This is a genomic window from Flavobacterium cucumis (assembly GCF_900148835.1).
Lineage (GTDB): Bacteria > Bacteroidota > Bacteroidia > Flavobacteriales > Flavobacteriaceae > Flavobacterium > Flavobacterium cucumis.
Genome location: NZ_FRYK01000002.1, coordinates 437,490 through 451,775 on the forward strand (window position 1 = coordinate 437,490; position 14,286 = coordinate 451,775).

Annotated in this window: 6 protein-coding genes; 5 read left to right on the top strand and 1 reads right to left on the bottom strand. The window is 33.8% G+C overall.

Going from position 1 to position 14,286, the window contains the following annotated elements:
• Positions 1 to 3: 3 nt before the first annotated feature.
• The 4 genes from BUE95_RS08005 to BUE95_RS08020 all read left to right on the top strand — a co-directional run bounded on the left by BUE95_RS08005 (position 4) and on the right by BUE95_RS08020 (position 10,553).
• Entirely contained in the window at positions 4 to 1,734 is a 1,731-nt protein-coding gene (locus BUE95_RS08005; protein ID WP_073583204.1) for a hypothetical protein, read from the top strand.
• Between the two features lie 403 nt (positions 1,735 to 2,137).
• Positions 2,138 to 3,796: a T9SS type A sorting domain-containing protein gene (locus BUE95_RS08010; protein WP_084530250.1), complete on the top strand. Its 1,659-nt coding sequence runs from the start codon at positions 2,138 to 2,140 to the stop codon at positions 3,794 to 3,796.
• 1 nt (position 3,797) lies between these two features.
• Positions 3,798 to 7,094, top strand: a complete 3,297-nt coding sequence (locus BUE95_RS08015; RefSeq protein ID WP_073583206.1) for an RHS repeat protein — start codon at positions 3,798 to 3,800, stop codon at positions 7,092 to 7,094.
• 12 nt (positions 7,095 to 7,106) lie between these two features.
• Complete coding sequence (locus BUE95_RS08020; RefSeq protein ID WP_073583208.1) at positions 7,107 to 10,553, top strand: DUF6443 domain-containing protein; 3,447 nt, start codon at positions 7,107 to 7,109, stop codon at positions 10,551 to 10,553.
• A 574-nt stretch (positions 10,554 to 11,127) separates the two neighbouring features.
• On the opposite strand, the gene BUE95_RS08030 is transcribed toward BUE95_RS08020, so the two are convergent.
• Positions 11,128 to 11,850 carry a hypothetical protein gene (locus BUE95_RS08030; RefSeq protein ID WP_073583212.1) on the bottom strand — a complete coding sequence of 241 codons (723 nt, stop codon included), beginning with the start codon at positions 11,848 to 11,850 and terminating at the stop codon, positions 11,128 to 11,130.
• Between the two features lie 1,391 nt (positions 11,851 to 13,241).
• Between BUE95_RS08030 and BUE95_RS08035 the strand changes: the two genes are divergently transcribed.
• Positions 13,242 to 13,817, top strand: coding sequence for a tyrosine-type recombinase/integrase (locus tag BUE95_RS08035; protein WP_073583214.1), 576 nt, complete (start codon positions 13,242 to 13,244; stop codon positions 13,815 to 13,817).
• Positions 13,818 to 14,286 lie beyond the last annotated feature (469 nt).

Consider the following 14,286-nt stretch of genomic DNA (forward strand, 5'->3'; position numbering starts at 1 on the left):
ATTATGAAAAACATCAATTTAATTTTTGTAGCCATTGGATTTTACACAATAGCAACATTTGCCCAAGTAACTCCAAATTCTATTCGATTTGATGTAGAAAACTATATTGCAATCGACAACTCTAGTCGTTATTATCCATATACTTCACATGGATTCTATGAAAATTCTACTGGTACTACAAAACCTCGGATATTCATATTACCAAACTTCAAACTGGAATTGAACAAAATAAAATATTTAGATAATCAAGGGCGTGAAACATATCAAGATGACCAAAACATCCGCTCAATGATAATTCCAGTAACACAAGACTTGTCGCTTCCAAATGAAAGTCAAAAAGCAGCAATTATTGCAACAATTAGCAAGAATACCACAATTCAAGCATTTTATCCACAAATTGCAAAGAACAACTTGGGATTTCCCCTAATGAACTCTAATTTACTTCCTGTAATTTCTAACCAGTTAATCGCAATGGCTAATCAGTATGAAGCAAGCTTAATTATCCCTCAACAGCAACTTATTAATGAGTATAATACCCGTTACAATGCTGAGATAATATCTTTGACTGAATTAGAAGTAATTGTAGAAGTTGGAAGCGAAATTGTGTATTCGAAAAGGATGCCTAATACATGGATTACAACTGGGGGTACTTTAAAAAATATTGTTATTGATAATCCAACAGAATATATTAAAAATGTAATTGCTGGTGGAAATGGACAAATATTAGTTAGCTATAAATTTAGAGATTCTAAAAAAAGTTCAATCAGTGCTAACATAAATGCAACAGCAATTATCGACCAGTTTTTAAGTGAAGCTTATCAAAGTAGCGTTAGCCAACGTTCAAGTGGTTGGTCATTTTTAGGATTGGGAAGTAGTAAAAAATCAATTAAATCGTCTTTTGACCAGCAAGTAAACCAACAATATTCATCAAATAGCATCGCGAATACAACAATAGAAATGTACGATGCAGATGATCAAATGATCAAACAATTTGAGAGTACTTTTTTCCCCAGTTTAACTCAACAAGAAGCAATTCAAAATCATGCAAATGCAGCAGAAAAAGCTAAAGCTGATGGGAATCTAGCTTTACAAGAATTACACCTAAAATATATAGAGGAACTTAAAAGTAATAACCCAAATTTAACACCAAATATTGATGCTGCTCTTGCTGCTTTAGGTAAAAATGACTATGTAGGCTTTTTAGCACATGGAGTAAGATGGGGTAATCAATCAGGAAGTGGAAATAATTCTTTCAGAAGAGTGTTAAATAGCAGTGAAATGGCAAGTATGACTCAGAATTGGAACCAAACAAAAATAATATCTCTTCAACATACAGTTACCCAACCTGTATTAGTTTCTGAAGAAGTAAAATTTAAAGCTTCATTAGGTGCTATTGATGGCATTTCATTTCAGAATAATTTGTACATGACAAACGGATATAGTGGAAGCTGGCAGAACGTTAATGGTGTAATCATAGGACCAATAACATTGGGTGGCGTATTACATCAAAACAATATTCTAGCAGGTAGTTTAATGACCAAAATAGGGCCACACAACGTATATAGTCCACAAACTTTGAATGACGCTATTTCCAGATATAGTCCTGGTGACAGGGTTTATCTTACAATGATTGTACAAGTAGGCAGCACAAATATTTATCCTGCTGGTGTTGTTCCAGTGTATCAAGAACAAAGAACACAAGTAACCTTAGGGGCGTATCCTAAAACAGAATAAAAATGAAATGCTTTCATCGGCAAATCATGTTTCTCAACTACGGTTTTTCTGAGACAATCCCCAAGATTATAAAATTAATCCTCTTTTAAGTCTTTAAAAGAGTCTGCTTTATTGTGCAAAAATTAGAATAGCTTATACTCGAGTTTTTGTAGTTCAATTTTAATTTTAAGACTGGCACTAAAATGCCGATTTAGTTAGCTAACCACCTGTACTAATATAAAAATTAATTTCCAATATCCTAACTTTAGCCCTACTCTATCTCCTAATCAGTCTTAATTACCTCAAAGACAAACAAGTTTAACATAACGTATATTGAAAGTTTACTTTATGTTAAAGTTTTCATTTAATTTTTTTTATCATTTTTTTTGTCAGATTTTTAGCCATTTAATTTAAATTTCATTAAATGACACACAACTACTCTTTAACAACAACCGTTGTAAAAGCAATGGCACTGTTGTTTTTCCCCAGTCTTTTGTTTGGTCAAGACATTCTTTGGGAGCGCTCCTATGGAGGCAAACATGCGGAATATTTATATGACGCCATTCCAACACCCGATTATGGTTTTATTTTAGCAGGGAGCTCCATATCCGATAAAAACGGTAATAAAACCGATATTAATAAAGGGGATTTGGATTATTGGATTTGGAAAATGGACGAACGTGGCACTCCCGAATGGCAGAAAAGTTACGGAGGAAGTCAAATGGATATTTTACACAGTGTTACCATTACTGCTGATGGCGGTTTCATCTTAGCAGGAGAATCGTATTCAAATAAAGGATTCGACAAAAAAGAAGATAGCAAAGGGCTGTCTGATTTTTGGGTGATAAAGTTAGATGCCAAAGGAAACGAAATGTGGCAACGCACTATTGGCGGTACAGGGCAAGAGAAACTGTTGCGCATTGCCCAAACCAAAGAGGGAGGTTACATCCTTGGTGGTTCTTCCAGTTCTTCCAAATCCCAAGCCGATGCTAAGGGAATAGTAGACCCATTTGGTAAATCGGAAGATGCTTGGGGGAGCTTGGATTATTGGGTTATTAAGCTCAATAAGGATGGCGAAAAGCAATGGGACAAAACCTTAGGAGGAAAATACTATGACGAGCTTAAGAGTATAGAGCAAACTACTGATGGGGGATATATTTTAGGAGGGTATTCCAATTCGCCTGTATCAGGAGACAAAACAGAAAGCAACAGTGGCTTAGGCGATTATTGGGTGGTACAATTAAATCCTGATGGTGAAGTACTGTGGCAACGCACCTTAGGCGGAGACAAAGACGATAATTTAGCCGTACTTACCCAAACCAAAGACCATGGATTTATTCTGGGAGGAAGTTCCAACTCGGGCGCTACCGATAGCAAAACAAAATCGAGTAGAAACGGTACTGATTTTTGGGTGGTGAAATTGGATAACATAGGTAATGTGCTGTGGCAAGAAACGTATGATTACGGGAAGTTTGATGCCTTAACATCCATTGTAGAGAATCCAGATGGAAGTTACTTGATTGGCGGTTATGCCCAGTCAGAGAAAGGCGCTGGTGATGCACCAAAAGTTTTAGGCAAAGCGATTGCGAAACCAAGTAAAAACCAAGAAGGCATTAGCGATTACTTGGCATTAAAAATAAATGCTAAGGGCGAGGAAGTTTGGACACAAACCGTGGGGAGTAATGGAGATGAAGTGCTGAAGAAGCTTTTTGAAACACGCGATGGGGGTTACATTTTAGCAGGCACCTCTAGTGGCACCATTTCTAGAGACAAAAACTCAATGAAAGGGGGTAGTGATTTTTGGATCGTGAAACTCAAAGACAAAGAAAAGAAGGAGAAAGAACGCCAATTGATTGAAGCTTTTCCTAATCCAGCGGTATCGTACAGCAATATTGTGGTAGGTTATGAATACAAGGAAGGTTTTGTTACGGTTTTTGACATTAACGGTCGTTTGATTCAAACGATTCAAATAGCTGGTGAGCGAACCGTTCCTGTTGGTCTGAGCGGACTCTCCCAAGGGGTGTATATCATCGAGGTAAAAACGGATGTGAGTAAAGATAGTGTTAAAGTGATAAAAAAGTAAGATGAGAAAAAAAATTATACTACCAATTATTTGTTTTGTTGTAAGTAGTGTTTTTGCACAAGAAATGCCTAAAATAATACCACCTAGTCCTGAAGCGTCTTCTTTTTCAAAATTCACAGAAGTGCCAATATCGCTGTATACAGGAGTGCCTAATATTTCGATACCAATTTTTCAAATAAGTGTAAAAGATCTAAGTATTCCTATTACTGTAGATTACCATTCTAGAGGAATTAATGTAGGTGAAATTGCCTCAAGAGTAGGTTTGGGTTGGAATTTAAATTATGGAGGTTCAATATCAAGACAGACCAGAGGATTATCAGATGAGGATGCATATGGATTTTTAAATAACAATACATCGAAAGAGGAGTTTTTTAATAATCCAACTCTTAGACATAATATACGACAGACTTACATTAATAACCCAAGTTATGATTTTACCCCCGATCAATTTTTTTTTAATGCAAACGGCTTGAGTGGAAAGTTTGTTTTTGATCAAAATGACGGCAAACCTGTAATACAGAAATTTGGTGATATTGATATTAATTATGCCATAGAGAATGGACAAATTAAAAGTTTTGTTTTAAAAGACGGTAAAGGAAATACGTACTATTATGGGAAATCTAAGGACGGAACACGATTTGCCGCTGATAAAGACAATGTATCAAGAAGTATCGTTATTGGAGAAGTCAATACTAGACCTGCTATTAATAATGAAAATAATACGTCTTATTACAACACTTGGCATTTAATGGATATTGAAACCAATTTAGGAAAACAAATAAGTTTTCATTATGGCAGTCAAGAGCAAATCATTTATTACAGTAAATCTGCGGATGTACTCGAGTATAATACTTCGAGCTCACCAGAAGGTGGTTTTCCAACCATGACGAGCGAATACAAAAGTTATATGAGCGAAATCAGAAGTGATCAATACAGATTAGAAGAGATTGTATATGAAGGTGGTAAAGTAGATTGTATTTATTCAACAACAACAAGACAAGATTTAAGAAATTCTAATTTTTTAGAAAAAATAATAATCAGTGATTTCAAAAATAAAATTACGAAAGAATATAAGTTTAGCTATAACTATACAACAAGTCCCGACGATAACAATCAACTTAGTTTTTTAAAGAATTCTGAACCAGAAGCAGCAAAAAGACTATTTTTAAAAAGTATACAACAGATAAATGTATCAGATAATAAAGTATTACCCAGTCACCAATTTGAGTATAGCAATCAAATACTACCAAACAGACATTCTACTTCGCAGGACATCTGGGGATATTACAATGGGAAGAACAATGGTGGTTTTCTAAAATTTTATAATTCTGAGTTAGGTGGTAGAACAGTTGACACTGTAAAAGCTGAAGCAGGGTTGTTAAAAAAAATCATTTTACCAGAGGGAGGAACTACTTCTTTTCATTATGAACATAATAAGGTTTTAAATACATTTCCTAGAAAATTAATTTTTCTATCCCCAAATCCAATTGTAAACAAAACGGCATGGTTAACCCATTTAAGTTATAGTAGTAATTTTCAAAATGGATCGTATGTTAAACAATTTAGTGTTGGGAATAATAAGATAGGAAGTTCAAGTTATCGTGTACGATTTGATGATACTGTAGGTTGTGGTTATCCTAATAATACATATGAATGTAAATTTTTAGTTTCTGTAAGACATATTGAAAATAATCAGACTTTTCAAATGTTTTTAGGTGAAAGAACAATAACATTGAGACCAGGAACATATGAACTAAAAGTTACACCTCTAGACCCTTATCATGATCCTATTCAAATGGGACATGGGTTTGGTGTAGATATTTTTTGGAATGAAGAATTAGAAAGTCCGAATGAAATGGTATTTGCCGGTGGAAAAAGAATTAAAAAGATCGAATATAGAGATTCTGATGACCAAATATCTTTAGTTAAATCCTATGGATATAGTAATCCAAATACAGGAATTACTAGCGGTCAACTTCTTGGGCTTCCTAACTTTTTATCATTAAATACTAGATATTCAGAGGAAGGTTTTAACGTCACTGAACCCTATGGCTGTTTGCCTGGAAAACCATTATCTACCTATCAAGGAAATTCAGTAGGTTATGCATTTGTTACAGAATATTATGGAGATAAAAACGCTAACATCGGCAAAACGGTACATGAATTTTCGATGACTCCTGACTCAGGTCTATATTATGAATTTCCTTATCATATGCCTACTGACAATGAATGGCTTAGAGGTAAAGAATTAGAGACAACCTATTTTTTAAAGTCTGCAACTGGGTATTCTCCTGTAAAAAAAGTTACCAACAAGTACCTTTTTGGAGACCAGATTATAGAAGGTGGTTACTCTATTCCTAATATTTTTACTCCAATTCCTATTCGATTACTTATTAACGAAGACCTTACAGTAAATTCTCTAACTTATTCAAAAAATAAGAGAATGGTTAGACTACCAATTATTACTTACGCGAATTACTCATTAGAATATGGTCCAGGTGTTGTGGTTCATTATAAAACATATCACTTAACAGGTGGAACTCTAGATTTATTATCGAGTACAACTGTTGATTACATGACAAATAGTGATGAAATTATCGCTGCGATTAATTACAAATATAATTATGATCATCATTATAATATTGCTAGTGTAGAACAGAAAGATAGTAATAATCAAATGCAAAAAACGGAGTACAATTATGCTTCAGATTTGAATAATCAAGTATTGAAAGACAAGAGAATTCTTGAAATACCACTTATTACTAAAACGTTTAAAGAGAATCAGTTATTATCAACCACAGAAACCCAATATAAAAATTGGGGTAACAATTTATTAGCACCTGAGATTATTAAAACGGCTAAAGGAAATCTTCCAGTGGAAGACAGAATTAAGTATACCATTTTAGATAATACAAATGGGAATCCTATAGAAATCGAACAAGTTGGTGGTGTTAAAATCATTTACATCTGGGGTTATAATAAAACCCAACCTATTGCTAAGATTGAGAATGCTACTTATGCTAGTGTTCAAGGGTATGTCTCCAATTTACAAACCCTTTCAAACGGTGCTGATGAACAAGGCTTAATATCAGCTTTAAACAATTTGCGAACTGTTTTACCCAATGCTATGGTAACCACTTACACCTACAAACCTTTAGTAGGAATTAGTACGGTAACCGATCCTAAGGGCGATAAACAAACCTATCACTACGATAGTTTTAACCGTTTGCAGTTTGTAAAAGATGCTCAAGGGAATATTTTAAGCGAAAACCAATACCATTACAGAACGCAAAACTAAAGCAAGCTATTTATGAAAAGAATATTATACTTGGTAGTGTTACTTCCTGTTCTTGCTTTAGGACAAAGTACCGATCAAAATTATGTTAAGTCGACGACTTATAAAAAACCTACTTCGCAAGGGACTCTAGACCCAACCGACCCCGCTAATGCTGTGATTCAGGTGCGTTATTTTGATGGATTGGGCAGACCCATTCAGCAAGTAGCCCATAAACAATCCAATACAGGGAAAGACATTGTTACGCACATTGCCTATGACCAATATGGCAGGCAAACCAAAGAATTTTTACCTTATGTAAACACGGGTGCTTCACAAAATTTTATATCTGCGCTCGAAGGAACACTCTTAAATTTTTATGCTAGTCCTAGTGCTTCACAAACAGGCAATCCCTTTTTTGAAGCTACAACGAATCCTTTTAGTGAAAAACAATTGGAGAGTTCGCCCTTAAATCGTGTACTGAAACAAGCTGCACCAGGAAATGTTTGGAAAATGGGCGATGGAAAGGAAATTAAATTTGACTATCAAACCAATGGATTTGAAGAAGTCAAGTTCTTCAAAGTAACTGCTTTGGATGAATCAAATGGAGTGTACGAACCCTCACTTGTTCAAACTGGATATTATGCTTTGAATCAATTGTACAAAACGATTACCAAAGACGAGAATTGGGTTTCTGGTAAAAACAATACCACAGAAGAGTTCAAAAACAAAGAAGGTCAGGTGGTTTTAAAGAGAACCTATGCAGATATTAGAATAGATAATCAATTAATTGAAAGTGAAGCCAAGCATGATACGTATTATATCTATGATCAATTTGGCAACCTAACTTATGTTATTCCGCCCTTAGCGGAAGGTGATGCTTCTCAAACCAAATTAGATAATTTAGGTTACCAATACAAGTATGACAGTAGAAACCGTTTGGTAGAAAAAAAATTACCGGGTAAAGATTGGGAATTTATTGTGTATGACAAACTCGATCGTCCAGTTGCTACAGGTCCTGCATTTGATCCCTATGGGACACAAACCACAGGTTGGATGATTACCCAGTATGATGTTTTTGGAAGAGTAACACAAACGGGTTGGAAAAATGCAACTGTAACTGACGTTACTCGATACACAAATCAAACAAGCGTGAATAGTGGTGGTAATCCATTTACTTTGACACAAAATGAAATTTTAACCAAGAATTATTATGATGATTATACTTTTGCTAGCGGACCATCATTCCCAGTAACAGTAGAAGGACAACCAGCAACAACAGCTGTTAAAGGCATGCCAACAGGTTCTTGGGTAAAAGTACTAGATGCTGTGGGAAGTACTTCTTCTGAAACTACCTATACGTTGTACGATGCCAAATACCGACCTATTCGTGTCAGAACAACCAACTTTTTAGGCGGTTACACAGAAGTTGACACCCAACTAGACTGGGCAGGAAAAGTACTAAAAAGCGTTACCAAACACAAATACAACAGTAATGCAGCGGTAGTAACTACCACAGAAACTTTTAGCTATTCTGCGCAAGACAAATTGGTGTTGCACAAGCATAAGATAAATTCGCAAAGCGAAGAATTGATTGCGAAAAATACCTATGATGAACTTGGGCAACTGATTAGTAAGAATGTAGGCGGTTCAAACACTACAGGAGCAACAGGATTACAAAAAGTAGATTATAAGTACAACATTAGAGGTTGGTTAAAAGAGATTAACGATGTGGCTAATTTAAACACCGATAATGATTTGTTTGCTTTTAAGATTCATTACAATGAAGGCGTAACACCCTTGTTCAATGGCAACATCTCCGAAACGTTTTGGAGAAGTGGCAGTGACAATATTTTGAGAAAGTATGCTTATCAGTATGATAAATTGAATCGTTTGTTGGAAGCTAATTATAGTAAACCTGGATCTTCTGTTTATGTAGACAGTTATTTAGAGAAATTATCTTATGATAAAAACGGGAATATAGTAAGTTTACAGCGTAATGGCGGAATGGATGATAATAACTATGCTCATGAAATTGATGATTTGGTGTATACTTATGATGCTGACAACAAAAACCAATTGAAGAAAGTAGTTGATGGTTCTCCTTCCGATGACGGATTTAAAGATGGAATCAATACGGATGATGATTATAGCTATGATGTTTATGGCAACATGACTAAAGATCAAAACAAGAACATCACGTTAATCAAGTACAACCATTTGAGTTTGCCAACGGAGATTCAATTTGGTACTCTTGGAAATATTAAATACATTTACAATGCTACGGGCCAAAAAGTGAGTAAAATTGTGAGCGAGAACAGTGTTATAACCACACATCATTACCAATCGGGTTATCAGTATGAGAATGGAAACTTGCAGTTCTTTCCTCATGCGGAGGGGTATGTAAATGTGGTAAGTGGTGCTGTTCCTACCTACAATTATGTATACCAATATAAAGACCATTTGGGGAACAACCGTTTGAGTTATGCCACTACAACCCAAGCTTCACAAACGCAGTTAACCATTTTAGAAGAAAGCCATTATTACCCATTTGGGTTAAAACACGCCCAGTATAACAGCGACCATTATCAATTTATACCGCCTGCAAATGGAAATAACGTAGCTTTGTTACCAGCAGGACAAACTGGGAATTATCAGTATAAGTACAATGGTAAAGAACTGCAAGATGAACTAGGACTTAACATGTACGATTACGGAGCAAGGAATTATGACCCAGCTTTAGGTAGATGGATGAATATTGACCCGTTGGCGGAGAAAATGAGAAGACATAGTCCGTATAACTATGCTTTTGATAACCCTGTGTTTTTTATTGACCCCGATGGAATGGCTCCAGAACCACCAAAAAATGGAATTCCTCAATTTATTGATGATACGGGCACTTATTTTTGGGATAGTAGTAAAAAATCATACGAACATTTTTCTCCTAAAGATGGTTCTTTTCAAGGATATTATAAAGTAAATTCTAATAGTAAAGCAGTTGGAAAATCTGTTTCTATAGATAATAATAAACCAGCAACAATAACAGAACCGAGCTTATCCGAACAATTAACTAATTTTGGTCACAAAATGGATGCTAAGGTTAGGTCTTTACAAGGAGATTCAGGTTTAAGAGAAGTTGCATCAGGAATGCAAGATTGGGGTGATGGCACAGCATTGGTAGGATACGGATTAACAGTTTCTGTTGTTGGTGCAGAAGTCGGAATTCCTCTTGCTGCAACTGGCAACATTGTTTCGACAATAGGAAGTGTAATTGAAATAGGTTTAGACTTTAAGGAAAATAACGAAGGTAAAGCATTAATGAATCTTGCTATTGAAGGTGGAGCGGAAATTTTAACTCATAAAATTGATAAAATACCAGGTGTAGAAAATGCAACGAAAGAAATTTTGAAACAAAATGTTAATTTGAAATCTAATGCTATTCCTAGGGTTATTGAAGCAAATGAAAAAAAACAAAATAAATAGGGATGGATTATAAGAATCTACTTATAGGGATTACAAGTTTCGTTATTGGAATTTTATATTTGGTAAATCTAAAAAAGAGACTAAATAAAGAATATGTGAACAATATGAATTCATTTGATAAATCAATGAAGTTTAAAGGATTTCTTGCTGGATTCGGATTTGTAATTATTGGTATTATTATGATATATAGAGAAATTAAAATGCTTTTTTAATTAATGAATATGGAAATAGTTAGATTATTAATCCCTTTATTGGGAGTTATATTTGGGTTTGCGATTAAAAATTCAAATAAAGAGCAGTTTGTATCAGTTAAAAAATACTGGTTATTATTTGTTCTTATGGGTGCTTTTATGTTTGTATTTAGACTTTATAAGTATCTTAATTGAATAGCTTCAGGAAATAGGGTAATGTTTCATCTTTAACAATACAACCATTCAAAAATCCTAAATTAAAATAGGATTAGTTAACTAGTTCGCAAAAAAATAAACGGCATTGATGTATGATTCAGAAATGCCGTTTTTTAATAGTAAAAACAAGAAATCCTAACCGTTAAAAGTTAGGATTCTTTATTATTTTATAAACGTCCGCTAGCACGTAATCCTTCTTTTATTACATGTATGTCGCTCCAAAAAAGCTCAAATCTATTTCGATTATAAACTTGAATTAAACCATTAATTCCTTCAGGTGTTAATTTATCTTTGAAATAATTGTTGGTTAAAATGTGATACTTAGTTGATATTAGTGTGGTATCTTCATTACTATTCTTGAAAAAGAAATTATATTTTTCTCTTAATTTTTCCTTTAACAAATCATTGTCGGCTTGGTTTGAATCATCGATTAAAATTTCTTCAGGAACTTTATTTTCAACTGTTGTTTGTTCTTCAGGTTGATTTGGTTCTTCTACCTCATCAGGTTCGTTTTCGGGTTCATTTAAGTTTTCATAAAATGCGGTTTTCGAACGATTTAATTTGAGATATTTTTCAAATTTATCAACGTCAATTTTAATTTCATGCGTTGAAGTGTAGCCGTTTTCACCTTTTTTGTTGCCTAGCTGTATGCTTGAAAAAAAATCGAATTTCTTTGAAGTTGAAATAGTTTTTCTTATACCGCTTTCTGTTAGTCCTAATTGGTCAGCAATATATTTATTTTTTGCTGTTAGCGTTTTGCCTTTTTTTTGCCAGCCTATAATGTAGCTGAAAAAGATTTTTTGTGTTGAATTGATTTTTTTTACCGAGATTCTTCTTAATGAATCGTTTACTTGGGTAAAATTTTGTTTGATGTTTTCACTAGGTTTCATTTTTAATGTTTGTATTTCCTAATTGTTATTCCCTGCTTTTTTACTTGGTTAGGAAAGCTGGGCAGTATGCCTACTGTTGAACCCCAGCACCCAAGACAATCAAAAGTTGATTATGCTTAAATTTAGTCCTAATTATTGAATAAGTCAATGATTTTGGACAACAAAATGGTGGTTGAGATGCGTTTTTTTATTGTTTGACTAACTTACTCCAAAAAGTCTTTGCTGTCAAGTTGAAATGCATTTTTTTCTGAATTGTCCCACAGGACAGATTTAGTAATTTGGTTTGTCCTAGAGGACAATATCATGTCCCACAGGACAAAAGTAGTGTCCCCAAGCACAATATAGTTGTCCCACAGCACGGTTAAAAACGTCCTACAGTAACCCTATATTAGATTATATATTAAATTAATAATAAGAATATATATAATACTATTTATTAAGGAAATTAAGTTTTTTGTTGAATTTATCTTTTAATAAAAATTGGATTTCAACTTGAAATGAAGATTTACTTCAACTTAAATTTATTTATTGAAAAGAAACAATATCAACTAAAGGAAATGGCGGAGCCAACTCATATTCAACTTAAAATAAGTCCATACATCAACTAAAAGAAATTGGCGAAGCCAACATATATTCAACTTGAAATAAGTCTTCATATCAACTCAAAAGAAGTACTCATTTCAACCACCCGAAGGGAATCCATCTCAACCCCTACGGGAAGTAGACCCAGCCCGCCAGCCCTTTTAAAGCATCTATTGACATCCCATTTTCACTGTCACTAGCACCTAAAAGCTAAAGGTTTGAAATACACAAATCCAACCCCTCGTATCTAAAAACAGCCCTTCCCCCCTGTAAACGAATTCAAAAATTGGGAAATGCGTTTTTTAGATTTTACCGCCTAACTATGTGAATACTTACTTATGTATTATAGTGTCCATAAAGTCGCTCAAAAATTTTCTAGGAAAAATTTAGAAATCAAAATTCGAGATATTTATTAGTAAATACAGAATATGAAAATTACTATAACACTCAAACAATTAAAAAGGGTGCTTCGCACACAACCAACAAAACCAGTTGTTTTTAAAGTCGGCAATTTCAACGAAAGGGAAATGTTGGAATTATCAAAAATGTTTCAACGAAAAGAACGAAGTTAACGCTTCGTTTTTTTATGCCTAAAAATGACCCAAAATCTCGCAAGCCCAGGAAAATCCAGGATTCCTGGTTTTTTCCTTTTTTAATCCAAAATTTCCCTGGATATTTGTTTCACTATTTCAAAGAAGTGAAGGTTGAAGAAAAAAACCAGTAAAATCAAGGGTTCGCAAAGGTTGGTAAAACGACCACTTTCACTAAGGATAGAAAACTAATAAAAGTGAAACTAAAATTGTAAAATTATGGCATTAAAAGGACAAAAAACAACGAGTGATTTTTTAGAGTGGGAAAAGATGCAATCACTAGTATTGAAATTGGAGCGTGATGGTGAATTGAAATTTGCGCTATTGATTGCAACGGGTAGTTACATCGGTTTACGTATATCGGATTTACTTCAATTACGTTGGAATCAGGTTTTAGACCAAGATTATTTTACCATCACTGAAAAGAAAACCAAGAAAACACGTAAAGTAACCATTAACCCTGAGTTGAAAACAATTCTTAATCGTTTGTTTATTCAACTAGGAGCCAAAGAAAATGATTTAATGTTCGTGAACCGCTTCGGGGATAAACCATTTTCAATCCAATACGTGAACTCAAAACTAAAAGACATATTTTCTACTTACAAGATAAAAGGACAATATAGCTCCCACTTTATGAGAAAAACACTAGGTCGTAGAATTTGGGAAGTGAATAAATATAGTGACCAAGCGTTGTTGTTATTATCTCAATTGTTCAATCATGCGAGCGTATCAACAACCAAAATTTACTTAGGAATTCGTGAAACGGAGATTAGTAACCTGTATTTAAGTGTATAATTATACGCTTAAATTGGGTGTTAATTTGCTAAATTATTTAATTTGAATACGTTACAGGTGTTTTTAGAAAATATGTCAAAAAATTATTCGTAAAAATTCAGGTCATTTTTAATGGTTTTTTGCAGATTATTCAAGAAATGAAAAAAATAGCCAAATTAAACAATTCAGATATTTTTAAAGTATTGATTTTTAATAACTTATGTAAAAGTTACAAAAAACGAAAAAAATCGATTGAAAATTCAATAAAAGTGCATTTTTGCCCGTTTTTTAGTCTCATTTTTAGCCTGTATATTTGTAAAAGGAAATCCAAGAAAAACGAAACATCTAACCTAACTCCTAGCTACAGCGAGGTTTAAGTTTCAATAAAGTTGATTGTATAGCTAAACAATTCAACTAAGAAAAATCATAATTAATTTATCAGATTATAGGTTCGGTGAAATACCCGAAGCAGGATTCTTATGTCCAAAAT

Coding starts and splice junctions, on each gene's coding strand:
- BUE95_RS08005 (WP_073583204.1), top strand. CDS start 4: ATGAAAAACATCAATTTAATTTTTGTAGCCATTGGATTTTACACAATA.
- BUE95_RS08010 (WP_084530250.1), top strand. CDS start 2,138: ATGACACACAACTACTCTTTAACAACAACCGTTGTAAAAGCAATGGCA.
- BUE95_RS08015 (WP_073583206.1), top strand. CDS start 3,798: ATGAGAAAAAAAATTATACTACCAATTATTTGTTTTGTTGTAAGTAGT.
- BUE95_RS08020 (WP_073583208.1), top strand. CDS start 7,107: ATGAAAAGAATATTATACTTGGTAGTGTTACTTCCTGTTCTTGCTTTA.
- BUE95_RS08030 (WP_073583212.1), bottom strand. CDS start 11,850: ATGAAACCTAGTGAAAACATCAAACAAAATTTTACCCAAGTAAACGAT.
- BUE95_RS08035 (WP_073583214.1), top strand. CDS start 13,242: ATGGCATTAAAAGGACAAAAAACAACGAGTGATTTTTTAGAGTGGGAA.